The sequence below is a fragment of the Pseudomonas sp. KH_027 genome, assembly GCF_057838565.1.
In genome coordinates, this window is sequence record NZ_CM174470.1 from 622,292 (window position 1) to 647,169 (window position 24,878).

26 protein-coding genes are annotated in these 24,878 nt (G+C 62.7%); 12 read left to right on the top strand and 14 right to left on the bottom strand.

What is annotated here, in order from left to right; translation table 11 throughout:
- The first annotated feature begins 65 nt into the window (after positions 1–65).
- From AC3IYG_RS02870 to AC3IYG_RS02895, 6 genes are all read left to right on the top strand, one after another.
- Positions 66–980 (top strand): ABC transporter permease subunit, encoded by a 915-nt coding sequence (locus tag AC3IYG_RS02870; RefSeq protein WP_489312209.1) that lies wholly within the window; start codon positions 66–68, stop codon positions 978–980.
- Between the two features lie 2 nt (positions 981–982).
- Positions 983–2,269, top strand: a complete 1,287-nt coding sequence (gene livM / locus AC3IYG_RS02875; RefSeq protein WP_489312210.1) for a high-affinity branched-chain amino acid ABC transporter permease LivM — start codon at positions 983–985, stop codon at positions 2,267–2,269.
- Positions 2,266–3,141, top strand: a complete 876-nt coding sequence (locus AC3IYG_RS02880; RefSeq protein WP_489312211.1) for an ABC transporter ATP-binding protein — start codon at positions 2,266–2,268, stop codon at positions 3,139–3,141. Before livM ends, AC3IYG_RS02880 begins: the two co-directional genes overlap by 4 nt.
- Positions 3,138–3,854: an ABC transporter ATP-binding protein gene (locus AC3IYG_RS02885; RefSeq protein WP_489312212.1), complete on the top strand. Its 717-nt coding sequence runs from the start codon at positions 3,138–3,140 to the stop codon at positions 3,852–3,854. Before AC3IYG_RS02880 ends, AC3IYG_RS02885 begins: the two co-directional genes overlap by 4 nt.
- A gap of 167 nt (positions 3,855–4,021) precedes the next feature.
- A complete protein-coding gene (gene lhpI, locus AC3IYG_RS02890) occupies positions 4,022–4,960 on the top strand; it encodes a bifunctional Delta(1)-pyrroline-2-carboxylate/Delta(1)-piperideine-2-carboxylate reductase (protein WP_489312213.1) in 939 nt (312 codons plus the stop codon).
- A gap of 702 nt (positions 4,961–5,662) precedes the next feature.
- The gene (locus AC3IYG_RS02895) at positions 5,663–6,427 is read left to right on the top strand and encodes an SDR family oxidoreductase (protein WP_489312214.1); all 765 of its coding nucleotides are present in this window, start codon (positions 5,663–5,665) and stop codon (positions 6,425–6,427) included.
- Here AC3IYG_RS02895 and AC3IYG_RS02900 read toward each other — a convergent pair.
- Positions 6,405–7,319, bottom strand: a complete 915-nt coding sequence (locus tag AC3IYG_RS02900; protein ID WP_489312215.1) for a glycerophosphodiester phosphodiesterase family protein — start codon at positions 7,317–7,319, stop codon at positions 6,405–6,407. The genes AC3IYG_RS02895 and AC3IYG_RS02900 overlap by 23 nt on opposite strands.
- Before the next feature lie 182 nt (positions 7,320–7,501).
- On the bottom strand, positions 7,502–8,137 hold the full coding sequence (locus AC3IYG_RS02905; protein ID WP_489312217.1) for a TetR family transcriptional regulator: 636 nt from the start codon (positions 8,135–8,137) through the stop codon (positions 7,502–7,504).
- A gap of 141 nt (positions 8,138–8,278) precedes the next feature.
- On the opposite strand from AC3IYG_RS02905, the gene AC3IYG_RS02910 reads away from it, so the two are divergent.
- Positions 8,279–9,394, top strand: coding sequence for a flavin reductase family protein (locus AC3IYG_RS02910; RefSeq protein WP_489312218.1), 1,116 nt, complete (start codon positions 8,279–8,281; stop codon positions 9,392–9,394).
- Between the two features lie 19 nt (positions 9,395–9,413).
- Entirely contained in the window at positions 9,414–10,517 is a 1,104-nt protein-coding gene (locus AC3IYG_RS02915; RefSeq protein WP_489312219.1) for a fatty acid desaturase family protein, read from the top strand.
- Between the two features lie 64 nt (positions 10,518–10,581).
- Here the strand turns inward: AC3IYG_RS02915 and AC3IYG_RS02920 are convergent, their stop codons facing one another.
- Entirely contained in the window at positions 10,582–10,806 is a 225-nt protein-coding gene (locus AC3IYG_RS02920; protein ID WP_489312220.1) for a hypothetical protein, read from the bottom strand.
- A gap of 121 nt (positions 10,807–10,927) precedes the next feature.
- Entirely contained in the window at positions 10,928–11,287 is a 360-nt protein-coding gene (locus AC3IYG_RS02925; protein ID WP_489312221.1) for a hypothetical protein, read from the bottom strand.
- Between AC3IYG_RS02925 and AC3IYG_RS02930 the strand changes: the two genes are divergently transcribed.
- Positions 11,286–12,260 (top strand): cysteine synthase A, encoded by a 975-nt coding sequence (locus tag AC3IYG_RS02930; protein ID WP_489312222.1) that lies wholly within the window; start codon positions 11,286–11,288, stop codon positions 12,258–12,260. The two genes, AC3IYG_RS02925 and AC3IYG_RS02930, sit on opposite strands and share 2 nt — an antisense overlap.
- A gap of 47 nt (positions 12,261–12,307) precedes the next feature.
- Here AC3IYG_RS02930 and osmE read toward each other — a convergent pair whose 3' ends face one another.
- Positions 12,308–12,670, bottom strand: a complete 363-nt coding sequence (gene osmE / locus AC3IYG_RS02935) for an osmotically-inducible lipoprotein OsmE (RefSeq protein ID WP_489312223.1) — start codon at positions 12,668–12,670, stop codon at positions 12,308–12,310.
- A 105-nt stretch (positions 12,671–12,775) separates the two neighbouring features.
- Complete coding sequence (locus AC3IYG_RS02940; RefSeq protein WP_489312224.1) at positions 12,776–12,982, bottom strand: hypothetical protein; 207 nt, start codon at positions 12,980–12,982, stop codon at positions 12,776–12,778.
- A 321-nt stretch (positions 12,983–13,303) separates the two neighbouring features.
- On the opposite strand from AC3IYG_RS02940, the gene AC3IYG_RS02945 reads away from it, so the two are divergent.
- Together AC3IYG_RS02945 and AC3IYG_RS02950 are read left to right on the top strand one after the other, a co-directional pair.
- Positions 13,304–13,675 (top strand): hypothetical protein, encoded by a 372-nt coding sequence (locus AC3IYG_RS02945; RefSeq protein WP_489312225.1) that lies wholly within the window; start codon positions 13,304–13,306, stop codon positions 13,673–13,675.
- Between the two features lie 90 nt (positions 13,676–13,765).
- Positions 13,766–14,068 carry a PsiF family protein gene (locus AC3IYG_RS02950; protein ID WP_489312227.1) on the top strand — a complete coding sequence of 101 codons (303 nt, stop codon included), beginning with the start codon at positions 13,766–13,768 and terminating at the stop codon, positions 14,066–14,068.
- A gap of 68 nt (positions 14,069–14,136) precedes the next feature.
- On the opposite strand, the gene AC3IYG_RS02955 is transcribed toward AC3IYG_RS02950, so the two are convergent.
- Positions 14,137–14,343 (bottom strand): hypothetical protein, encoded by a 207-nt coding sequence (locus tag AC3IYG_RS02955; protein ID WP_489312228.1) that lies wholly within the window; start codon positions 14,341–14,343, stop codon positions 14,137–14,139.
- Between the two features lie 160 nt (positions 14,344–14,503).
- On the opposite strand from AC3IYG_RS02955, the gene AC3IYG_RS02960 reads away from it, so the two are divergent.
- Positions 14,504–14,986, top strand: coding sequence for a GreA/GreB family elongation factor (locus AC3IYG_RS02960; RefSeq protein WP_489312229.1), 483 nt, complete (start codon positions 14,504–14,506; stop codon positions 14,984–14,986).
- 97 nt (positions 14,987–15,083) lie between these two features.
- Here the strand turns inward: AC3IYG_RS02960 and AC3IYG_RS02965 are convergent, their stop codons facing one another.
- The 7 genes from AC3IYG_RS02965 to dusB form a co-directional block, all read right to left on the bottom strand.
- A complete protein-coding gene (locus AC3IYG_RS02965; protein WP_489312230.1) occupies positions 15,084–16,349 on the bottom strand; it encodes an Hsp70 family protein in 1,266 nt (421 codons plus the stop codon).
- A gap of 261 nt (positions 16,350–16,610) precedes the next feature.
- Complete coding sequence (locus tag AC3IYG_RS02970) at positions 16,611–17,204, bottom strand: MarC family protein (RefSeq protein WP_489313828.1); 594 nt, start codon at positions 17,202–17,204, stop codon at positions 16,611–16,613.
- Positions 17,205–17,259: 55 nt separating this feature from the next.
- Positions 17,260–20,049: a response regulator gene (locus tag AC3IYG_RS02975; protein WP_489312231.1), complete on the bottom strand. Its 2,790-nt coding sequence runs from the start codon at positions 20,047–20,049 to the stop codon at positions 17,260–17,262.
- A gap of 114 nt (positions 20,050–20,163) precedes the next feature.
- Complete coding sequence (purD, locus tag AC3IYG_RS02980) at positions 20,164–21,453, bottom strand: phosphoribosylamine--glycine ligase (protein WP_489312232.1); 1,290 nt, start codon at positions 21,451–21,453, stop codon at positions 20,164–20,166.
- 262 nt (positions 21,454–21,715) lie between these two features.
- Positions 21,716–23,323: a bifunctional phosphoribosylaminoimidazolecarboxamide formyltransferase/IMP cyclohydrolase gene (gene purH / locus AC3IYG_RS02985; protein ID WP_489312233.1), complete on the bottom strand. Its 1,608-nt coding sequence runs from the start codon at positions 23,321–23,323 to the stop codon at positions 21,716–21,718.
- An 82-nt stretch (positions 23,324–23,405) separates the two neighbouring features.
- Positions 23,406–23,726, bottom strand: a complete 321-nt coding sequence (gene fis / locus AC3IYG_RS02990; protein WP_489312234.1) for a DNA-binding transcriptional regulator Fis — start codon at positions 23,724–23,726, stop codon at positions 23,406–23,408.
- A complete protein-coding gene (dusB, locus tag AC3IYG_RS02995; protein WP_489312235.1) occupies positions 23,723–24,721 on the bottom strand; it encodes a tRNA dihydrouridine synthase DusB in 999 nt (332 codons plus the stop codon). Before dusB ends, fis begins: the two co-directional genes overlap by 4 nt.
- Positions 24,722–24,878: the final 157 nt, after the last annotated feature.

A 24,878-nucleotide genomic window follows, 5' to 3' on the forward strand; every position in this document is an offset into this window, starting at 1 on the left:
CTGATTTCACTTGAGGAGACCGGCCGAACCCCAGGCCGGTTACCCCAATAGACGAGACTGAGTCAATGGACGGTATTTTCCTGCAGCAAATGATCAACGGGCTGACCCTCGGGTCGGTCTACGGCCTGATCGCCATCGGCTACACCATGGTTTACGGCATCATCGGCATGATCAACTTCGCCCATGGCGAGGTGTACATGATCTCCGCCTACCTCTCGGCGATCACCCTGGCTCTACTGGCCTTCTTTGGCCTGGAATCCTTTCCGCTGCTGATCCTCGGCACACTGCTGTTCACCATTCTGGTGACCGCCGTGTACGGCTGGGTGATCGAGCGCATTGCCTATAAACCGCTGCGCAACTCGACCCGGCTGGCACCGCTGATCAGCGCCATCGGCATGTCGTTGATCCTGCAGAACTACGTGCAGATCAGCCAGGGCGCGCGCCAGCAAGGCGTGCCCACGTTGCTCGACGGCGCCCTGAAGCTGCAGATCGGTGACGGGTACGTGCAACTGACTTACACCAAGGTGTTCATCCTGATCGCCTCGTTCCTCGGCATGGGCGTGCTGACTTACGTGATTCAGCACACCAAGCTTGGACGGATGTGCCGGGCGACCCAGCAGGATCGCAAGATGGCCTCGATCCTCGGCATCAATACCGACCGGGTGATCTCCTACGTGTTCGTCATCGGCGCCGCTATGGCCGCGCTGGCCGGCGTGCTGATCACCATGAACTACGGCACCTTCGACTTCTATGCCGGCTTCATCATCGGCATCAAGGCGTTCACCGCCGCGGTGCTCGGCGGCATCGGCTCGCTGCCAGGTGCGATGCTCGGCGGCATCATTCTCGGTGTGGCCGAGGCGCAGTTCTCCGGCATGGTCAACACCGACTACAAGGACGTGTTCTCCTTCTCCTTGTTGGTGCTGATTCTGATTTTCCGACCACAAGGGCTACTCGGTCGCCCACACGTGGCAAAGGTGTAAGCATGTCCGCAGCCATTCATAACAAATCCCTGGATTTCAAAAAGAGCCTGGTCGATGCGATTCTCGCCGGGTTGATCGCACTGATCGTGTTCGGCCCGATCGTCGGTGTAGTGCTCGACGGCTACAGCTTCAATCTGCAGTTCGAGCGGGTCGGCTGGATCATCGCCGCGGTGATGCTCGGTCGTTTCGCCATCAGCCTGTTCATGCAGACCAGCAGAGGCCTGGCCATCGCCCAGACGTTCGAAAACACCGGTTCGGGCGTGCATGTGCTGCCGCCGAACTACAAAACCAACCTGCGCTGGGTCATCCCGCTGGTCATCGTCCTGGCGGTGATCTTCCCCTTCTTCGCCAGCAAATACTTGCTGACGGTGGTGATCCTCGGCCTGATCTACGTATTGCTCGGCCTCGGGCTGAACATCGTGGTCGGCTTGGCCGGGTTGCTCGATCTTGGCTACGTGGCGTTCTATGCGATCGGCGCGTATGGGCTGGCGCTGGGTTATCAGTACCTCGGGCTGGGCTTCTGGACGGTGCTGCCGCTGGCGGCGCTGGCAGCAGCTCTAGCCGGGGCGTTACTGGGGTTCCCGGTGCTGCGCATGCACGGCGACTACCTGGCCATCGTTACGCTCGGGTTTGGTGAAATCATCCGGTTGATTCTCAACAACTGGCTGTCCTTCACCGGTGGCCCGAATGGCATGCCGGCGCCGTCACCGACCTTCTTCGGCCTGGAGTTCGCACGCAGGGCCAAGGATGGCGGGGTGCCGTTCCATGAGTTCTTCGGCCTTACCTACAACCCCAATATCAAGTTCCTGTTCATTTACATCGTGCTGTTCCTGGTGGTGATGCTGGTGCTCTACATCAAGCACCGTCTCACGCGGATGCCGGTCGGACGGGCCTGGGAAGCGTTGCGCGAGGATGAGATCGCCTGCCGCGCCATGGGCCTTAACCATGTACTGGTGAAGCTTTCGGCGTTCATGCTCGGCGCCTCCACTGCCGGCCTGGCCGGGGTGTTCTTCGCCACCTACCAAGGCTTCGTCAACCCGTCGTCGTTCAACTTTTTCGAGTCGGCAATGGTGCTCGCCATCGTCGTGCTCGGCGGCATGGGCTCGACCGTGGGGGTGGTGATCGCCGCCTTCGTGCTGACGGTGGCGCCGGAGTTGCTGCGCAGCTTCGCCGAATACCGGGTGCTGCTGCTGGGCATGCTGATGGTGCTGATGATGATCTGGCGACCGCGTGGCTTGATCCGGATCAGCCGCAGTGGCTTCGTGCCGCGTAAAGGAGTAGCGCCATGAGCGACGAAATCGTCCTGTCCGTGGACCGCCTGATGATGCACTTCGGTGGCATCAAGGCGCTCAACGATGTCAGTCTGAACATCAAGCGCAACAGCATCTCGGCCCTGATCGGCCCCAACGGCGCTGGCAAGACCACGGTGTTCAACTGCCTGACCGGCTTCTACAAAGCCACCGGCGGCAGCATCAAGATGAAGGCCCGTGGCGCCACGACCGACGTGATCAAGGTGCTCGGCGAACCCTTCCGGGCGCGGGACTTCATCTCCCTGAAAACGCTCGGCAGTCGGCTCTACTACAAAATGTTCGGCGGCACCCACCTGGTCAACCGTTCGGGGTTGGCGCGAACCTTCCAGAACATTCGCCTGTTCCGGGAAATGTCGGTGATCGAGAACCTGCTGGTGGCGCAGCACATGTGGATCAACCACAGCATGCTCGCCGGGATTTTCAATACCAAGGGCTTTCGCAACGCCGAAGAGGACGCGCTGAATCACGCCTTCTACTGGCTGGAAGTGGTCGATCTGGTGGACTGCGCCAACCGCCTGGCCGGCGAATTGTCCTACGGCCAGCAACGCCGTCTGGAGATCGCTCGCGCCATGTGCACGCGGCCGCAGATCATCTGCCTGGACGAACCGGCGGCCGGCCTCAACCCGGCGGAAACCGAGGCGCTCAGCCGCATTATCCGGCTGCTGCGCGACGACCACGACCTCACCGTGGTCTTGATCGAGCACGACATGGGGATGGTCATGAGTATTTCCGATCACATTGTGGTGCTCGATCATGGCGAGGTGATCGCCGAAGGACCGCCCCAGGCGATCCGCCACGATCCCAAGGTGATCGCCGCCTACCTGGGCGCGGACGAGGAGGAGTTGATATGACCGCAGCGCTTCTCGAACTGAAAGAAATCGATGTGTTCTACGGCCCGATCCAGGCGTTGAAGCAGGTCAGCCTGCACATCAACGAAGGTGAAACGGTCAGCCTGATCGGCTCCAACGGTGCGGGTAAATCCACGCTGTTGATGTCGATCTTCGGCCAGCCGCGGGCGGCGGCCGGACAGATCATCTATCGCGGCACGGATATCACCCACAAGTCGTCGCACTACGTCGCCTCCAACGGCGTGGCGCAGTCACCGGAAGGGCGGCGGGTGTTCCCCGACATGAGTGTCGAGGAAAACCTGCAGATGGGCACCATCCCGATTGGCGACGAACATGCGGGCGAGGACATGCAGCGCATGTTCGAGTTGTTCCCGGTGCTCAAGGAGCGACGCAATCAGCGGGCGATGACCATGTCCGGCGGCGAGCAGCAGATGCTCGCCATCGCCCGGGCGTTGATGAGTCGACCCAAGCTGCTGTTGCTCGATGAGCCGAGCCTGGGTCTGGCGCCGATCGTGGTGAAGCAGATCTTCCAGACCCTGCGCGAGCTGGCCAAGACCGGCATGACCATCTTCCTGGTGGAGCAGAACGCCAACCATGCGCTGCGGCTCTCCGATCGAGCTTACGTGATGGTCAACGGCGAGATTCGCCTGACCGGCACGGGGCAGGAACTGCTGGTCAATCAGGAAGTGCGTAACGCCTACCTCGGCGGGCACTAGTGCTTGCCGCCCCTTCTTCCTCTGGGAGAGGGGGCGGGTTTGGCGGCCAGGAAGCTGTGCCGCCCCTAACAACCCGCGTTTCAACGCCGCCGTTGCCTTCGCCCGTCAATCTTGCCGATGCCTCCTGGTGCGCGGGCTGAAGAAGGGGCGGCCCAAGGAGTCATCCCATGCAAACCCTGCGCTTTTTCACTAACGCCGATGTCGCTGCGGCGTTGGCGTATGGCCCATTGATCGAAGCCTTGCGCAAAGGCCTGGCCGTACCCTGCGTATCCCCGGTGCGTGGCTGTCAGGCCTTGCCCGACGAGGCCAGCCTGCTGCATATGCCAGTCTGGCAAAGCGGGCAAGGCATCGGCGTCAAACTGGTCACGGTCTTTCCGCACAACGGCACGCGCGACCTGCCGTCGGTCGCGGCGGTGTTCGCCTTGTTCGACGACGCCAACGGTCAACCCCTGGCGCTGCTGGAAGCCTCGGAGATGACCGCCCGGCGTACCGCCTGCACCTCGGCGCTGGCGGCCGATTACCTGGCGCGTAGCGATGCCAGGAACCTGCTGATCGTCGGCAGCGGCACCCTGGCCGCGCACATGGTGCGTGCCCACTGCGCCGTGCGTGATTACCAGCGTGTGCAGATCTGGGGGCGCAGCGCCGACAAGTTGGCTGCGTTGGTCGCGCAATTGCTCGCCGAAGGTTACCCGGTCAGCGCCAGCACGGACCTGCAAGGCAGCGTCGAGCAGGCCGACAGCATCACCTGCGTCACCACCTCGCGCACGCCGCTGGTGCTGGGCGCCTGGCTCAAACCGGGCACGCACCTGGACCTGGTTGGGGCGTTCCTGCCGAGCATGCGCGAGACCGATTCGGCGGCGGTCGGCCGTGCGCGGATTGTCGTCGACACCCACGAGGGCGCGCTGGAGGAGGCCGGTGATCTGCTGTTCGCGCTCGGCGAGGGCGTGATTGCCGAGGCCGACATCCGCCTCGAGTTGAGCGACCTGCTACGGGGCCGTGGGCAGCGCGACAATGCCGAGGAGATCACCCTGTTCAAATCGATGGGTTATGCCCTGGAAGATTTGATCGCTGCCCGGGCCTTGCTCGAGCAGGCGCCGCAGCGGTAAGAACAGGGTTATCCACCGGCGCATCGCCGAACCCATGTCGACCTACAAAGTTGTCCCCAAAAGCTGTGGGGCGTTCTGTGGATAAGGCCGCCTGAACTCTCCGGCAGCCATAGCCGTAGCGCCCTGGCGGTTTCTGGTGGTTTTTTGATCACTTGGATTTTTAGCATTAAAACAACGATTTATTAGGGTTATCCACCGCCGCTTCGGGCTGGCGGCAAAGTTACCCCCGACTACTGTGGGTAGGCCTGTGGGTAACTACGGGAGCAATGGCTTGAGCCCATAGCCCGTGCGGCTTTTCGCCGGCTGATCAGAATTTGATCATGGCTCGTCAATGGCTGCCGGCGGCACGTTGGATGCCCTTTAGTCAAGGGATAAGGCTGTTATTTCAAGGGTTTAGCGCATGGTATTGCTGGCTGTGGAAAAGTTATCCCAGTAGCCTGTGGAGCGAACTGTGGATAAGGTGGGCAAAGCTCGGCTTGAACCTAGCCTGGCGTGGCTTCGGCGAAAGCGTACGTTTTTTGATCAATAGCGCTTTGTCGGCGGTGGATCGAGGTGCGTGCTGCAACGCCAAGCGGATAGCGATGACGTACCCTATGACCAATAGCGCAGCTCGACGGTGTTGCGCGTTAACCAAGGGCTGCGCTGTGCCTGGCCGTGCCGACGGCCGGATTTCGCAGCGCCCAGCCGATCAAGGAGAACCCCATGACTTCGACCCTCTTCATTACCGGCGCCACCTCCGGCTTCGGCGAGGCCTGTGCCCGGCGGTTTGCCCTGGCGGGCTGGTCGCTGGTGCTCAGTGGCCGCCGCGCGACACGCCTGCAAGCGCTCTGCGATGAGCTGTCGGCGCTCACCGACGTGTACCCGCTGGAGCTGGATGTGCGCGACCGGCATGCGATGGAGGCGGCGATCGCCACCTTGCCGGCGAAGTTCGCCACCCTGCGCGGGTTGATCAACAACGCCGGGCTGGCGTTGGGCGCGGACCCGGCACCGCAGTGCGACCTGAATGACTGGGACACCATGGTCGACACCAACATCAAGGGCCTGATGTACAGCACCCGTTTGCTGCTGCCACGGCTGATCGCCCACGGGCGCGGCGCGGGCATCATCAACCTCGGTTCGATTGCCGGCAGTTATCCCTATCCGGGCAGCCACGTGTATGGCGCGACCAAGGCATTCGTGCGGCAGTTCTCGCTGAGCCTGCGCTGCGACCTGCAAGGCACCGGCGTGCGGGTGACCAATATCGAACCGGGGCTGTGCGAGAGCGAGTTTTCCCTGGTGCGCTTCGGCGGTGACCAGGCGCGTTATGACGCCACCTATGCCGGCGCCGAGGCGATCCAGTCGGAAGACATTGCCGAGACGATTTTCTGGGTGCTCAACCAACCGGCGCACATCAACATCAACAGCCTGGAGTTGATGCCGGTGAGCCAGTCGTGGGCGGGTTTCGCTATTGATCGCTCAGCGCGCTGACCTGGGTTGAGCGCCCGAGCAATTGCAGGGCGCGATCCGGGTAATCGGTGATCAGGCCCTGGGCGCCCATGTCGAGCAGATGACGCATCGCCGGCTGCTCGTTGATGGTCCACAGCTGCACGTTCAGGCCCCGCCCTTGGGCGGTGGCTAGCAGGCTGCCGCTGGCGACTTCCAGGCTGCCGCTGCGCTCGGGGATTTGCAGGGCCTGGTAGGACGGCGACAACAACGCGCCGAGCCCGACCCAGTTCAGCGCCACCAGCAGCCGCACCGAGCCCGGCCCGGCGGAGGTGGCCACGCCCGGGCAGACTTCGCGGAACGCTTGCAGGCTGCGGTCGTAGAAACTGCCGACCAGCACCTTGTCACGCTGGCCGCTGGCGTCGAGCAACTGGCACAGCTGCGCCTCCATGCCGATATCCGGCACCTTGATCTCGATCACTTTGGCCCGCTGTGGAAAGCGCGCCAGCACTTCGGCGAACGTCGGAATGCGGATGCCCTGATCGCGGTACGGGTAGCTTTCGCCGCCATCGGCAGTCCAGCGGTAGCCGGCGTCCAGCGCTTGCAGTTCGGCCAGGTTGAGCTCGGCGACCCGGCCCGCGCCATTGGTGGTGCGGTCGACCTTGGCATCGTGGATCACCACCAGTTGGCCATCGCGGCTGCGGCGCAGGTCCATTTCCAACATGTCGACGCCCAGCGCATTGGCTCGATCGAAGGCGAACAGGCTGTTTTCCGGCCACAGCCCGCGCCCGCCCCGATGGGCGATCACCAAGGGTTCATTGCCCAGGCTGGCAAGCACCGCCGGGGTGCCGGTCGGCTGACTGGTCAGCGCCAGGACACCGAGTGCGGCAACGATCAACAGCAGCGGTATGAGCAGGAAGCGGGCGAAGCGCAGCATGGCGTGTTCCAGACAAAGTGGGCGGGCGTGGCACAGCAAACGCCCAGACTATGACAAAGGTGTGACCGCAGGGCGAGAGCGAAGACCGTTGTGGTTAAGCATCAGGCCCCAGGTTGTGAAGTCGTAGAGCAAATCTCGCGCCAGTCGCGGGGGCATGTCACCGGCAGTAGCGGGAAGAGCGGCTAGCCGGGCACGCTGCCCAGGCCTTGCCAATGCTTGGCGCCGATAAAGATGAAACGCAGTTGCTGAATCATCTTCGCTTGTGGGGTCAGGTGTGCGGGCAGCTCCGTGGCGGGCGGGTCGATCAGCTCGGGCAGGGTGGCGAACACGGTTTTCACCACCAGGTCGGCGAGCACCGCCAGGGCCGGAGTGTCCAGGTGTTGCAGTTTGTCGATCAATTGCAGGTCGGCGACCAGATCGGCGGTGATGCCTTCGCGCTGGGTGGCGAGTGCCTGGCGCACCGGCAGGGAGCCGCCGAACTGCTCGCGGGCGAGGAACAGGAACTGCGAGCGGTTGGCGCTGACGGCGCTGAGGAAGATGCGCACCGAGGCGTCGATCAATCCGCCCAGTTCGAATTCGTTATGCCGCACCCTGCGGATGGTTTCGCGGAAGGTTTCGCCGACCTCGGTCACCAGCGCCAGACCGAGTTGATCCATGTCGCTGAAGTGGCGATAGAAGCCGGTCGGCACTATGCCGGCACTGCGCGTCACCTCGCGCAGGCTCAAGCTACCAAACCCGCGACCGCTGTCCATCAGGTTGCGTGCGGCATCCATCAAGGCTTGGCGGGTTTGCTGTTTTTGGAGGGCGCGCGGCGGCATGCGGGGCTAATTTTCAAGGAGTTGCGGGCACTTTAACAAATGGGCTTTGCAGGCGTCGAACCGGTTTCAGTGAACAAGTGTTGACTGGGGTGCTTCGTCTCTGTCAGCTTAGTGAACAAATGTTCACTGAGAGTCCATGCCATGCCTCTTGTCCCACTGTCTGCCGTGCGTTACCTCGCGCCCTGGTTGCGTCCGCTGCGCGCCCTGGCCGCTCGCCGTTGGCTGCGTGAAGCGGAAATCGATGGGTTGCTGGCCTGGCTCAATCCGACCTGGCGCTTGAACCGGGTGTTCGCCCGCGTCCAGGGGCGGCGCTGGGTCGCCGACGACATGCTGGCGCTGACCCTGCAACCTAACGGCAACTGGCGTGGGGCGCGGCCGGGCCAGCATGTGCGGCTGTATCTGGAGGTCGCTGGGGTGCGCCTGAGCCGCAGTTATAGCCTGACCGCACTGCATGCCGACGGCAGCCTGGAGATCGCCATCAAACGCCAGGCCGGTGGTCGTCTGTCCAATCGCCTGCTGGATTGGGTCGCGGTCGGCCAGGTGCTGGAGATCGGTCAGTCGTTCGGCGAATTGCGCTGGGTGGAACAGGCCCCGGGCGTGCTGCTGTTGGCCGCCGGCAGCGGCCTGACGCCGCTGCTCGGCTTGCTGCGCGGCGCTCTGGCGCAGGGCTTCGGCGCCCCCGTCACCCTGCTGCATTATGTGCGCCGGCACGGCCAGCACGCCTTCATCCACGAGTTGCAGGCCTTGCAGGCGCAGCACGCCAATCTGCGGGTGCGCTGGGCCCTGAGCGGCGACCCGGTGCAGGCCGGCGAGCTGAGTGGGCGCTTTACCGCCGAGCACCTGCACGAGCTGGACGATGTCGAGCGGTGCAGCGTGTTCGCCTGCGGCCCGGCGGGCTTCGTCGAGCAGGTGCAGGGCTGGTGGCACGGCGCGCCGCGCGACGGTCAGTTGCAGGTCGAGACCTTTAGTCCGCCAGCCTTCAACCACGCCGAGCCCGTGCGTCAGGTGCGCCTGCGTTTCGCCCGCGCGCAACGGGAGGTTCAGGGTGACAGTCGGCGCAGCCTGCTGGAGCAGGCCGAAGCCGAAGGCCTGCGGCCGGCCCACGGCTGCCGGCAGGGCATTTGCGCCAGCTGCACCTGTTTGTTGCTCAGCGGTGCGGTGCGCGATCTGCGCAGCGGCGCCCTGTTCAGTGAGCCCAATCAGCCGATCCGCCTCTGCGTCAGCGCCCCTCAGGGCGATGTGGCGGTGGATTTATAACCGGCGTTACACCGCACCCATGACCGATAAGGAGATCGCTATGCGCATCGACCGCGACCTTTCCGCCACCGAGTTGCAGGCCTTCGGCGCCGAGCTGGATGCCCTGCGGCAACGGACCCAGGCCGAGTTGGGCGAGCAGGATGCCCGCTATATTCGCCGTATCCGCGCCGTCACCCGGGGCTGTGCCTGGAGTGGCCGGGCACTGCTGTTGTTCGGCTGGCTCCCGCCGACCTGGCTGCTCGGCACCGCCCTGCTCGGCCTGGCGAAGATCCTCGAGAACATGGAGTTGGCCCATAACGTCATGCACGGCCAGTACGACTGGATGAATGATCCGGAGTTCGCCGGGCGCAGCTACGATTGGGATATCGCCGGCCCCGGCGACTTCTGGCGGCATACCCATAACCATATCCACCATACCTACACCAACGTGCTGGGCATGGACGACGACGTCGGCTATGGCCTGGTGCGGCTGTTCCCCGAGCAGCGCTGGAAGCCGTTCTACCGCTGGCAGCCGCTGTGGGTGACGATCCAGGCCGTGTTGTTCCAGTACTCGATAGGGATCCAGCACCTGCGCTTGGACAAGCTCTACAAGGGCAAGATTTCCAAGGAGGAAGTCAGGCCGCTGCTCAAGCAGTTCAAGGCCAAACTGCTGCGGCAGTGGGCCAAGGATTACCTGTTCTTCCCGCTGCTGGCCCTGCCGCTCGGCGCCAATGGGCTGGCGGTCTTGGCGGGAAATATCGCCGCCAACCTGCTGCGCAATCTGTGGACCTTTACCATCATCTTCTGCGGCCACTTCACTGAGCAGGCCGCAGTCTTCCCGCGCGAGGTGCTGCAGGGCGAAACCCGTGGCCACTGGTATCTGCGCCAGTTGCGCGGTTCGAGCAATTTGCAGGGCGGCAGGCTGTTCCATATCCTCAGCGGCAACCTCAGCCACCAGATCGAACACCACCTGTTCCCTGACCTGCCGGCCCGTCGCTATGCCGCCATGGCTGTGGAGGTGCGCGAGATCGCCGAGCGCTACGGCCAGATCTACAACAGCGGTCGCCTGAGTGCGCAGTTCGCCACGGTGCTGCGGCGCATCTGGATCTATCGTCTGCCGAATCGCGAGCCGTTGGCGGCTTGATCAACCCCGCAGAATAAAAAGCCCGGCCATTTGGCCGGGCTTTTTATTCTGGCGAAGGGTGGAGTCAGCCCGCATGGCGTTGCTCCAGAAAACGCTCGGAACTGCCTTCGGCTACCCGCAGACGTTGCAGCAGACGATCGGCGCCGTCTTCGGCCAGGTTGCGATCCTGGAGGGCGGCTTCTTGGCTGTCCTTGACTTCTTCAAAGGTCGGTTGCGAGTCCCGTGGCAAGGCGAAGGCATTGGCGGCGAGTACGCCGAGGGTCAGGCCGAGGAGTAATTTGCTGTTCATGATCATCTCCGAAGAGTGAGCAGGGGTGGGGTCGTAGGCAATACTAAGTTCTGTGCTGAGAATAAGAAGTTGACCCGCTCGATAGTGCCTATCGACACTGTCAATGGTGGCCTGAAAGGCTCTAATCCGATGTTTTCAGCTGTGCATTGGCTATCTGGAAAAATAATGGCAGGGCGCTGGAAACGTTGCCAATGCCGCCTGCGGGCGACGTATCCCGCTTGCCTGGCCCATGCAGCGTAAAACTGAAACAGCTGTTCCCAACCTGCGCGCCGATGCAGAGCGGTTGCGGTGAGCCGAATGGCTGGCGCTGGTGGCACCGAGCGGCGAGCAGGAAAATCAGTGCGCCCCATTGCTGCAACAGCTGCAACGCTCGGGGAAGCAATAGCGCCAGACCGGTTCGAGGCGTGCCCTTCGCTGCATGGACGCTAGACTGAAACAGTGAAAACGGCATTTTCCCGTGCGCCAGGTGGAGGTGCAGCATGGATATCCGTGAAGGTTTTATCGGCAGTATCGGCAACACGCCGCTGATCCGCCTCGGCCGACTCAGCGACGAGACCGGTTGCGAGATTCTCGGCAAGGCCGAATTTCTCAACCCCGGCGGCTCGGTCAAGGATCGCGCCGCGCTCTACATCGTGCGCGACGCCGAACGGCGCCGTGCGCTGCGCCCCGGCGGCACCATAGTCGAGGGCACCGCCGGCAATACCGGCATCGGCCTTGCCCACATCTGCGCCGTGCGCGGCTACCGCTGCATCATCGTGATTCCCGATAACCAGTCGCCGGAGAAGCTGGAGTTGCTGCGTGTGCTCGGCGCCGAGGTGCGCCCGGTGCCGCCCAAGCCCTACCGGGATCCGGACAATTACCAGAAAGTCGCCGGTAGGCTCGCCGCTGGCCTGCCCAATGCGATCTGGGCCAACCAGTTCGACAACCTGGCCAATCGCCAGGCGCACTACGAAACCACCGGGCCGGAAATCTGGCGCGAAACCCAGGGCCGGATAGACGCCTTCGTCTGCGCCACCGGCACCGGCGGCACGCTGGCCGGCGTCGCCCGCTATCTCCGGGAGCACAATCCCAAGGTCCATATCGTTCTGGCCGACCCGATGGGCAGTGCGCTCTACCATTGGGTGCTGAGCGGTGAACTGCAGGCCGAGGGCAGCTCCATCACCGAAGGCATCGGCACCACGCGGATCACGGCCAATCTGGAGGGCACGCCGATCGACAGCGCCATTCAAGTGGACGACCAGAGCTGCGTGAACATGGTCTACCGCATGTTGCGCGAGGAGGGTTTGCTCCTCGGCGGCTCTTCCGGGATCAATCTGGTCGCCGCCGTCCGGGTGGCGCGCGAACTGGGGCCCGGGCATACCGTGGTGACCCTGCTGTGCGACCGCGGCGGGCTGTACTTCCAGCGCCTGTTCAATCCCGGTTGGTTGCGCGAGCGGGGGCTGGAACCTGGTTAGGCGCAGGCTCCCGGGGGCGCCAATGGCCAGCGCGAGGGATTTGCGGGCTAGTAGCCGCCCTCATGCACGGGCCGCTCCTTGGCGCGCTCGTTGTTTTCCATCTGCTCACAGGTCATGAAGCCCTTGCCATCGACTTTCCCGGCCGCGTCGAAGCTGACGTGATAGGCCTGCTGATGGCCATCTTTATCCAGAATATAGTTGTTGCAGCTGCCGGGGCTTACGCTGCGTTGCCGATCCGTGGAGGGCGTGCCGCCGATACTCAGCACCTGAGCCTTGGTCATGCCTTTCTCGACATTCTTGACCAGCGGTGCGTCGCGGTAGGTCAGGTAGTCGGTCGGGTTTTCCAGCTTGCTGGCGCAACCAGTCACTGCTGCCAGTGCGCAAAAAACCGCGAGGGTTTGCTTGTACATGCTGTGGTTCCTTATGGTTGATCTTTGGGGTGTGCTTGATGTGCGGTCGATAACACCTGGCTGGTTCGTCAGCGCCGCTCTTCAGGCCCAGAGCCGCTGCGGTCTTCAGCGCTTTACCCAGTGTGGCAGCGCCATCAAGCCAATGCCGATCCCCAGCAGCCAATACGGGTCGCTCACGAAATAGCTGTAGCCCATCAGAGCGATGCCCGCGAGCAGGGCGATCAGGTGATTCTGTGTCTTTCCATAGATGAAATAACCCAGCCCTATCGAGCCGAATACCAGGCCACCCAGCAGTGCCGCGGAACCGTCCAAGAGAACACCTCATGTGCGTGCAGTCGATGGGCGTGGTGCCGCCTGAATCAGCTGTTTGAGTGTAGGCGCGCCGTCGTCAGCAGACTGTTTTTTCGACCGTGCTGCGCGGCTGTCGACAGCCGCCGGATATGGGGTTGATGGTATTTGCAAAAGTTGCGTTCAGGGCTGAGGCTGACGGCAGTGACAAGGCCATGCATGCAATCATTCCGCGACAGGCAATGACCGGGTGCGCGCGTTAATACCCACAACAGAGTAAGGCGTTTGCTCCGCGAGCAAGTCGCGCAGGCGCAGCAGATCCAGCCTCACACGGAGCTTCAAGCAATGAATACCAAACGTCTTCGCCGCCTCGCTCTGGGCATCGGCGCCAGTCTGGCTCTCGGCGCCTGCTCCGAGCCGCCCGCGCCGGCCAAGGTCAGCTTTATCAACCAGGTCTGGCGCGTCAGTGCGTCCCCCACCGTTGCGCGCGGCATGCTCTATGTCTTTCTCGCGGACGGCACGCTGGTATTGGCCTCGGCTAACAACAAGCCGGCGTTCGGTAGCTGGAAAGCCGAAGGTGGCGGGTTGACCATGGTCGAAGCAGGGCAATCCTATAAGGTCGAGATAGTGAAGTTGAGTCGCGACGAGTTTCAGTTACGCATCCACAACCCTGGTGAGCCGGTCGAACTCACGCTGGTGCCAGCCGATCAACCCTGAACAAATGTTGCTGCGTTCGGCAAAGAACCAGGCACTGGTTAAGCTTCATCGACCTGCAGCCCTGTCTGCAGTCCACCCTGGAGAACGCTTATGAATATGCTTCGTATCCCTGTGCTGGCGCTGGCCTTGCTGGCGTGCTCCCAGGTTTTTGCCGCTACCGCCCAGCAAGAGAAGATGAAGTCGTGCAATGCCGAGGCCACCAGCAAGACGCTCAAAGGCGATGAGCGCAAGGCGTTTATGAGTACTTGCCTGAAAGCCGGTAGCGCATCGGCAGTGGCAACAGCCAGCACGCCACAAGAAAGAATGACGTCGTGCAATGCCGACGCCACCAGCAAGGCGCTTAAAGGCGACCCGCGGAAGACGTTTATGAGCGAGTGCCTGAAGAAGAAATAAGCCGCTCGACGGAGCGACCCGCGTTGCTCCTGTTCAGGGCAAATTCGCGTCACTGGCGTATGTGGTGATTACTGCGCGCTTTCAGTAGCCTGTTGCAGGCGCTGATTATTCACTGCGTTGGCTTGGTCGATCTGTTGTTTGAGCTGGGCCATTTGCTGCTGCGCCTGCTCGGCTTGCTTGGCCTGCAGAGTCGCCGTTGCAGCCGTTTCCCCGAGCCCGCAAGCGCTTAGTGCGAGCAGGGTGAGCAGTGCGGTAACGGCTTGAAAGGTTCTCATGCTGGGCTCCTGCGGTTTCGGGTTGCGGCCAGATGAGTGGCGCTGGCAACTGTAGCGTGCACGGCCGACGGCGCGAAAGCGCTTCATAAATTCTTGTGGATACCGACACACTCGCCGCGCGGCCGATCAACGGCTGCCTCGCTCGCCAATGACCGGAATCATGAATAAACACCGCATTCAGCAGCTGATCATCGACAAACTCGCCGCCGACCTGCAGGTCGCCCAAGGGGCGCTGCAAACGGCCTATGAGGCGGCGACCCATGAAGAAAATATTGCCGAGAACAAATACGACACCCTTGGTCTGGAGGCCGGCTACCTGGCGCATGGCCAGGCGAAGCGGGTGGCTGAGATAGAGCAGGCATTGAGCGCGTATCGGCACTTGCTGTTGCGGACCTTCGATCCGCTGCAGGGTATTCAATTGACGGCGCTGGTGCTGCTGGCGCTGGAAAGTGGCGCGCAGCGTCTGTTGTTTCTCGGTCCGGATGCGGCTGGTTTGAAAATTATGGATGACGGCCGGGAAATCATGGTCATCACGCCGCTTTCGCCCATGGGCCAGAGCCTGCTGGGCAAGGCGCGGGGTGCGCTGGTGGCGGTTCGCGTGGCCAATCAACAGCAGGAATTCGAGGTGCTGGAGGTGCTCTGATTGCCCGTTTGGGCTTTCTGCTGCCTCGTTCGCTGGGCTGTTGGGCCTCGCGGGGCTCGACCCAACCCAGGTCCAACCGACAGCGCATTGGCAGGAATCAGCCGTAGCGTTTCTTCGCTTCGATGGCCAGCCCGCTGCCGATGCTGCCGAAGGTATTGCCCTCGGCATGCCGGGCGTTGGGCAGCAACTGATTGATGGCTTGGCGCAGGGCGGGAATGCCGCTGGAACCGCCGGTGAAGAACACCGTGTCGATCTGTTCGGTGCTGACATTGGCGTCGCTGAGCAACTGCAGGACGCTGCCGCTGATGCGATCGAGCAAGCTGGCGATGGATTCGTCGAAGCCGAGCCGATCCAGCACCACCGCCAGACCAGGCTCGATCCGGTCGAGCAGTACGGTACGTTGTTCGACCTCGGTCAGCTCGATCTTGGTCTGTTCGATCTGCATCGCCAGCCAATGCCCGGCGCGCTGCTCGATCAGCTTGAAGAAGCGGTCGAACCCCGCCGTGTCCTGGGCGTCGTAACGCATGTTGCGCAGCGCGCTCTGCGCCTGCTGCGAGTAGACCGCGTTAATGGTGTGCCAGGTCACCAGGTTGAGGTGATGGCTGGTGGGCATGTAGGCCAGGTTCTTCATCCGGCTGCCGTAGCCGAACAGCGGCATGACGCCACTCAGGCTCAGTTGCTTGTCGAAGTCGGTGCCACCGATATGCACGCCGCCGGTGGCCAGGATGTCGTCGTGGCGCTCGGCGAGCATGTGCCGTTCGGGGGCCAGGCGGATCAAGGAAAAGTCCGAGGTGCCGCCGCCGATGTCGACGATCAGTACCAACTCTTCACGGTTGATGGTGCTTTCGTAGTCGAAGGCGGCGGCGATCGGTTCGTATTGGAACGAAACGTCCTTGAAACCGAGCTTTTTCGCCACGGCCACCAAGGTGTCTTCGGCTTCCTGGTCGGCCTTCTCGTCGTCGTCGACGAAAAACACCGGGCGCCCCAATACCACTTCCTCGAACGAGCGATCGGCGACTGTCTCGGCGCGGCTTTTCAGCTCACCGATAAAGAACCCGAGGATGTCCTTGAATGGCAAGGCGCTGCCGAGCACGGCGGTTTCGCTTTTCAGCAGCTTGGAGCCCAGCAGGCTTTTCAGCGAGCGCATCAGGCGGCCTTCGTAGCCTTCCAGATATTCGTGCAGGGCCAGCCGGCCATACACCGGGCGACGCTCTTCGAAATTGAAGAACACCACCGAGGGCAGGGTGATCTTGTCGTCTTCCAGCGCGATCAACGACTCCATACCGGGCCGCAGCCAGCCGACCGTGGAGTTGGAGGTGCCGAAATCGATGCCACAGGCACGGGCGGGAAGGGTGTTGTTCATGATGTGTTCCGCTTGAAGACAGCCGCCTAGTGTATCGCGAGAGGGAGGTGTGGTGCTGCAACGGGTGATGGCTCGGCGATGAAGGGGAGGATGGTTGCGGATGTCGGGCGGGTGGGAACTGCAGTTTTTCAGCATGTAACCTGGCATTGCGATGGCATTGGCACGAGTGTATCGCCGGGTTACGGCGCGTCGTGGATTACCATGTGGCTGCGCGCCTAACCCGGTCCACGGCCCTGAGCGAACGGTGATGCCTCAGTCGGCCTACAGCCCCAGGTAGTTTTTTACCCCGGTGAAGATAATCTGCGCCGCCAGGGCGCAGACGAACAAGCCCATCAGCCGACTGACGATCTGCAAGCCCTTCTCACCGAGCAGGCGCTCGAATTGGTCGGAGAGGTAGAGCACGACGCCGACCGTCAGGCTGGCCAGCACGATACCCAGCAGCGCCACCAGCTTGGCATCCCAGTGCGGTTGGCCGGCGCCCATCACCAGCATCGCGCCGATGGTGCCGGGACCCACCGTCAGCGGAATGGTCAACGGCACGATGGTGACGTCCTGTTGCACATTGTCGCTCTGCAGCACCGGGTTGCCCTGAGCCATGCCGAGCGCGGAAATGAACAGCACGCTGCCGGCGCCGATGCGGAAGGCGTCGATGGTGATGCCGAACAGGGTGAAGATGCTCTGGCCGAACAGGTAGAGCAGCACGCTGGCGATCACCACGCCACCGGCCACTTTCCAGGCCAATCGCTTGCGCTCCTTCACCGTGTAGCCACGGGTCATGCTGATGAAGCAGGAAAGGACGAAGAAGGGGCTATAGAGCACCAGCATCTTCAAGTACAGGCTGAACAGCTCGGACAGCATGGGTTTGGCTCGTGGTTGGAAGTGGTCACCCCTGACTCTAGATGCCGGGGGCTCAGGACGACAGGGTGCCGTCAGCCTTGTTCTGCTGATGCAGTTCGCGCTCGGCGACCCAGTATTCGATCAGGTCCCGCAGTTGTGACAGCTCCACGGGTTTGGACATGTGTCCATCCATGCCGGCCAGGCGGGCCCGCTCTTTATGTTCGGCGAGGATGTGCGCGGTAAGGGCCACCACCGGGGTGCGGCGGCGATGCTCCTGGGCCTCCCAGGCGCGCAGTTGTTCGGTGGCGGAAAACCCATCGAGCACCGGCATCTCGCAATCCATCAGCACCAGGTCGTACGGCTGGGCTTTCATCGCGCTCAGCGCTTCCTCGCCGTTGCTGGCGGTGTCCGGTTGCAGGTTGAGTTTGCCGAGCATGCCGCGTATCACTTTGGTGGAGATGCTGTTGTCTTCGGCAACCAGGATGCGGAAGTCGCCGGGCACATTCAGCGGCGCCCTCACCAACTGCGGGACCAGGCGTATGGTCCCGCCCTGGGTGCGCTGCGCCAACTCGTCGGCCAGGGTGGTCTTCAGCGTGTAGCCGGCCACCGGTTTGGCCAGAATGCGTTTGATCCCGGCATTGCGGGCGACGATCTTGCTCGGCGCGTTGCTGATGCCGGTGAGCATGATCAGCAGCACATCGTGGTTGAGGCTGGGGTCTTCCTTGATTTTCGTCGCCAACTGCATGCCGGTCATGCCGGGCATTTCCTGGTCGAGCAGCACTACATCGAAATATTCGCGGATGTGCGCCTTGGTTCGCAGCAGGGCCAGGGCCTCTTTGCCGGAAGGCACCGCGCTGACCGTCAGGCCCCAGGCGCTGCACTGCTGGACCAGGACCTTGCGGCAGGTGTCGTTGTCATCGACCACCAGCAAGCGTGCGCCTTGCAGCGGGCCATCGAGGTCGGCGGTGGGGTGCTCCAGGCGCTCGGCGTCCAGCGGCAGGGTCAGCCACAAGGTGTTGCCCTGTGTACCGCCGCTCTGGATGCCGAAAGTGCCATCCATCAGGCGCACCAGTTGGCGGGCGATGATCAGGCCGAGCCGGCCGCCAACCTTGGAGGCGGTGAGGAAGTCCTTGCTGTGCAGTTCAGCGTTGAGCAAGGCATCGCGCTCGCCGCTCTCCAGCGGGCGGCCACTGTCCTGCACGGCAATCCGCAGGCGCGGCGCGTCGGCGCTGGCATCCAGTGCGACCACCAGCAGAATCTCGCCCTCGTCAGTTTGCTTGAACGCATTGTCCAGCAGGCTGAGCAAGGTCTGGCGCAGGCGTGTCGGGTCGCCGCTGATCACCCGAGGCACTTGCGGCTGCATGAAACTGATCAGTTCGACTTTCTGCTGCTCGGCCTTGGCGCGGAAGATATCCAGGCAATCATCGATCAGTGCATTCAGGTCGAACTGCACGTCATCCAGTTCGATCTGCCCGGACTCCAGCTTGGAGATGTCGAGGATCTCGTTGATCAGCGTCAGCAGTTCGTTGCCGGCGCTGTGAATGGTCTGCACATAGTCGCGTTGCTTGGCCGAGAGCGGCGTGCCGAGCAGCAGTTCGGTCATGCCCAGCACGCCATTCATTGGCGTGCGGATTTCGTGGCTGATCTTGGCGAGGAATTCGGCTTTGGCCTTCAGTTCGGCGGAGCTTGCGGCAAGCTTGCGGCTGACACTGAAATCATCCTGGATGATGCGCCGCTGTCGCTCGCTGAGGGCAATGCTGAGCATGAAACCGCTGAGGGCGGCCACGCTCAGCAGCGCGAAAGCCAGCCAGTCGGATTGCACCGACCAGTAGCCGAACAACGCCGGCAGGGCGCCGATGAACGCCAGGTTGAATACCAGCAGGGCCAGGGTGAACAGCCGTGCTGGCGGATAGCCGTGCAGCCAGTGAAAGGCCGCGACGATCATGATGCTCAGGCTGGTCACCGCGGCAATCATGTACACCAACTGATTGAACTGCAGGTTGCTGGCAATCAACAGCACGGTGCCGGTCAGGCCGATCAGTACGCCTTCGCCGATCAACAGGTGGCGCAGCAGCGTACGTGGGCAGGTCTTGCGGAAAAAACTGACGGTGAAGGCCAGGCCAAAGAGCATCGTCAGGAGCATCGACAGATTGGCAATCTGTGGTTGCGAAGTCTGCCAGTCGGCCAGCCATGGCGTGCTGATGCCCAGCAGGCTCAGGCTGGTGCCCAGCAGGCCGACCTGGGTGCCGGCCAGCCACAGGCTGCTGAGGTTGCGGGCGTAGGCAAAACGTACGAGGTTATACAGCAGCAACATGCCGAAGGCGCCGAGCAGCATGCCGTACAGCAGTGGCCGGGCGTTGTCGGCGGCCATCGCGGCGGCCGACTCGATGCTGATGCCCGGGCGCAGGGCATGGCTCGAGGCCAGGCGCAGGTAGATATCCAGCGGTGCCTTGGCTACCGGTAGCGGCAGCAGGAAGTCACTGCTGGGCAGTGGTCGGCTGGCAAAGGGCAGGCGGCTGCCGGTGCGGGTGTTGGCAAGCAGTTCATCGCCTTGCAGCACATACAGATCGAGGTAGTCGAGGTACGGTGCGAAGACCCGCAGCAACTGCTCGCGATCATTGGCGGGCAAACGGTAGTGCAGCCACAGCGCGCTGTCGCCACCGGGGGTATAGAGCTGTTGCAGGTCGACCGGGCTGAACTGCGGGATATAACGCGGGGAACGGATCTCATCCAATTGCAGGGTGGCGCGGCTGTCGAGCAGCGCCGACCATTGCCCCTGCTCCGCCGCCTGTGCCGGGCACAGACTGAGCATGCTCAGCAGCAGGCTTACGGTGAGTCCTATGGCGATCCTGAGCCCGCGCACAGTGAAATCCCTTTGTATGTTAATCGCCCGATTATAGCCAAGCACCTGCTTGGCGGTAATACGCAAAAGGCAGCCAAATGGCTGCCTTTGTACGCTTTATCACTTATTTCGCGTTTATTCGCTGTCGTGCTCGCGCGCGATGGCCCGATAGCCGATGTCGTGGCGGTAGAAGCAGCCGTCCCAGTCGATTTTCGCCGCCAGTGCATAGGCCTGTTGCTGGGCCTCGGCCACGCTCTCGCCGAGTGCCGTGGCGCAGAGAACCCGGCCGCCGGAAGTGACCACTTGACCGTCCTGCAGCGCCGTACCGGCGTGGAACACCTTGCCGTGCTCGCTGACGGCAGCGTCCAGGCCGTTGATCGCAACGCCCTTGGCATAGTCGCCCGGATAGCCGCCGGCAGCCAGCACCACGCCGAGGCTCGGGCGCGGGTCCCACTGGGCTTCGATCTTGTCCAGTGCCTCAGCCAGTGCGCCTTCGATCAGCAGGACCAGGCTCGATTGCAGCCGCAGCATGATCGGTTGGGTTTCCGGATCGCCGAAGCGGCAGTTGAATTCGATGACTTTTGGTTTGCCGGCTTTGTCGATCATCAGCCCTGCGTACAGGAAGCCGGTGTAGACGTTGCCTTCGCTGGCCATGCCGCGCACGGTCGGCCAGATCACTTCATCCATCGCCCGCTGGTGCACTTCGGCGGTGACCACCGGTGCTGGCGAATAAGCGCCCATGCCGCCGGTGTTCGGGCCGCTATCGGCGTCGCCGACGCGTTTGTGGTCCTGGCTGGTGGCCATCGGCAATACGTTCTTGCCATCGACCATGACGATGAAGCTGGCTTCTTCGCCATCGAGGAACTCCTCGATGACTACACGCGAGCCGGCGTCGCCGAAAGCGTTGCCAGCGAGCATGTCGCGCACGGCGTCTTCGGCTTCGCTCAGGGTCATGGCGACGATCACGCCTTTGCCGGCGGCCAGGCCATCGGCCTTGATCACGATCGGTGCGCCTTTCTCGCGCAGGTAGGTCAGCGCCGGCTCGACTTCGGTGAAGTTCTGGTAGTCGGCGGTGGGGATGTTATGGCGTGCGAGGAAGTCCTTGGTGAAGGCCTTGGAGCCTTCCAGTTGCGCGGCGCCGGCAGTCGGGCCGAAGCACTTGAGGTTGCGGCTGCGGAACAGGTCGACCACGCCAGCCACCAGCGGCGCTTCCGGGCCGACGATGGTCAGGCCGACGTTCTGCTCGGCGAAGTCAGCCAACTGCTCCAGCGCCAGCACGTCGATGGCGACGTTCTCGCACTTGGCTTCGGTGGCGGTGCCGGCGTTGCCCGGGGCAACGAAGACCTTCTCGATGCGCGGGTCCTGCGCCACTTTCCAAGCCAGGGCGTGTTCGCGGCCACCGCTGCCGATGATCAAAACGTTCATTGCTGTCTCCTTCAGGAGGCGGGCCTGCGGCCCTTTTGGTGGATAGATGAAGCGTTATCCACCCTACGAAACGCTGCTGGGTATCGCTTCGCTCAGGCTACGCGCCGCGACCCAACCTACAAAAACGGCTACGCCAATCGAGGTCGCAATGAAGCCGGTAGATGCAAGGCGCACCGGGTTTCGACAAGCGGAGTTGCCTCGTGGCAATGAGCATTGGCGGAACCCGGGCAACACAGCCGATGCCGGTTTCAGTGCGGCCGATTTAATGCCTGAAATGGCGCATGCCGGTGAAGACCATGGCGATCCCCGCTTCGTCGGCGGCGGCGATCACTTCGTTGTCGCGCATCGAGCCGCCCGGCTGGATCACCGCGGTGATGCCGGCCTTGGCCGCGTTGTCGATGCCGTCGCGGAACGGGAAGAACGCATCCGAGGCCATGACCGCGCCCTGCACCTGCAGGCCGGCGTGTTCAGCCTTGATCGCGGCGATGCGCGCCGAGTTCACGCGGCTCATCTGGCCAGCGCCGACGCCGATGGTCTGGCGGTTTTTGGCGTAGACGATGGCGTTGGATTTGACGTACTTGGCCACTTTCCAGGCGAAGATCAGGTCGTTGATCTCTTGCTCGGTCGGCGCGCGTTTGGTCACCACTTTCAGGTCGTCGCTGCCGATCATGCCAATGTCGCGGCTCTGCACCAGCAAGCCGCCGTTGACGCGCTTGTAGTCCCAGGCAGCGGCGCGCTCGGCCGACCACTGGCCGCAGGCCAGCAGGCGCACGTTGGCTTTCGCGGCGACGATGGCGCGCGCTTCTTCGCTGACCGACGGGGCGATGATCACTTCGACGAACTGACGCTCGACGATGGCCTTGGCCGTTTCAGCATCCAGCTCGCGGTTGAAGGCGATGATGCCGCCGAACGCCGACTCGGTGTCGGTGGCGTAAGCCAGTTCGTAGGCCTGACGGATGCCGCCTTCGGCGTCCGGGCTGACCGCCACGCCGCACGGGTTGGCGTGCTTGACGATGACGCAGGCCGGTTTGACGAAGCTTTTCACGCATTCCAGCGCGGCGTCGGTGTCGGCCACGTTGTTGAACGACAGTTCCTTGCCTTGCAACTGGGTCGCGGTGGCGATGCCGACTTCGGCCGGTTTGGCTTCCACGTAGAACGCCGCGCTCTGGTGCGGGTTCTCGCCGTAGCGCATTTCCTGGGCCTTGATGAACTGGCTGTTGAAGGTGCGCGGGAATTCGCTGCGGCCGGAGGTCGAGAGGGTTTCGGCGGCCTGGTCAACGGTGCCCATGTAGTTGGCGATCATGCCGTCGTAGGCCGCGGTGTGCTCGAACGCCTTGAGCATCAGGTCGAAGCGCTGAGCGTAGGTCAGGCCACCGGCTTTCAGGCTTTCCAGCACCTGGCCGTAGTCGCTGGCGTTGACCACGATGGCGACGTCCTTGTGGTTCTTGGCCGCCGAGCGGACCATGGTCGGGCCGCCGATGTCGATGTTCTCGATGGCGGTCGGCAGGTCGCAGCCGGGTTTGGAAATCGTTGCTTCGAACGGGTAGAGGTTGACGGCGACCAGGTCGATCGGCTTGATGCCGTGCTCGTTCATGATCGCGTCGTCGATGCCGCGACGGCCGAGGATGCCGCCGTGAATTTTCGGGTGCAGGGTCTTGACCCGGCCGTCCATCATTTCCGCGAAGCCGGTGTAATCCGCGACTTCCACTGCGGCCACGCCGTTGTCCTGCAGCAGCTTGAAGGTGCCGCCGGTGGAGAGGATTTCAACCCCGAGGGCCGAAAGCTCGCGGGCGAACTCAAGAATGCCGGTCTTGTCGGAAACGCTGATCAAGGCACGGCGGATGGGCAGGCGGGTGGTTTGGTCGGTCATCTCAATTTCCATCTAAAGCAGAGAAATCAGCAAAAAAGGGCGGCCATCAACAGGGGCCGCCCTTCTTCGTTTGAATGCATGCTTACAGCAGGTCGTATTGCTTGAGCTTCTTGCGCAGCGTACCGCGGTTCAGCCCGAGCAGTTCGGAGGCCTTGGTCTGGTTGCCCTTGACGTAATTCATCACGGTCTCCAGCAGCGGCGCCTCAACTTCGGAGAGCACCAGGTTGTAGACGTCACAGACATCCTGCCCATCCAGGTGGGCAAAGTAGTTGTGCAGCGCCTTCTCCACATTGCCGCGTAGGGTCTGGCCCTCTTCGCTCGGCGTGTTCAGGTGCTGTTTCAAATTGACGTTATCGGTCACGGATGCAGTTCCACTCACTAATGTCTCAGTCATCATCGTCATGCAGCCACCCCTTCTCCGTCATTATGACGTTCGGCGAAAAACTGCCGAACGCTGGCGCATTGCACGTCCGTGTTCTCCAGACGATTGAATTGGGCGCGAAACTCCCTGGCGCCCGGCAGGGTGGCGAGGTACCAGCCGACATGCTTGCGGGCGATACGCACGCCCATCACATCGCCATAGAAACTGTGCAGTTCGGCCAGATGTTCTAGCAGAATGCGTTCCACCTCGTACAACGTTGGCGCCGGCAACGTATCGCCGGTGCGCAGGTAATGCTCGATCTCGCGAAAAATCCACGGCCGCCCTTGCGCGGCGCGACCGATCAGCAGGCCGTCGGCGCCGGTGGCGACAAGCACCTGCCGGGCTTTCTCCGGCGAGTCGATATCGCCGTTGGCGAACACCGGGATCGACACCGCCTGCTTGATCGCGGCGATGGTCTCGTACTCGGCTTCGCCGGTGTACAGGTCCGCACGTGTCCGGCCATGCACGGCCAGCGCTTGAATGCCCGATTGCTCGGCGATCTTCGCCACCGCAATGCCGTTTTTGTTCTCGCGATCCCAGCCGGTACGGATTTTCAGGGTTACCGGTACGTCCACTGCCGCTACCACGGCCTGCAGGATGGCGCTAACCAGCGCTTCATCCTTCAGCAGCGCGGAGCCGGCGGCCTTGTTGCAGACCTTCTTGGCCGGGCAGCCCATGTTGATGTCGATGATTTGCGCACCCAACTCGACATTCGCGCGCGCGGCGTCGGCCAGCATCTGCGGGTCGCCGCCGGCAATCTGTACCGAGCGCGGTTCCGGGTCGCCGGCATGCATCAGGCGCAGGCTCGATTTACGGGTGTTCCACAGGCTCATATCGCTGGTGACCATCTCCGAGACCACCAGGCCCGCGCCAAGGTGACGGCAAAGCTGGCGGAACGGGCGATCAGTGACGCCCGCCATGGGGGCGAGTATCAGCTGATTGGGCAATGTGTATGGACCGATGCGTACCGCCGACATGGGGCTTCCCTGCTGAAAAGGCGGATGTGAGAGTGCGAAAAAGGGTTGGCATAATACCCGCTCTCGATGACTGGATAAAGGTTGTTCTGGATAAATTTTGAACAGTTATAGGTGGTCCTTGGTGCCTGCACAAGGCCGTGAAAATGCCAAAATCCAG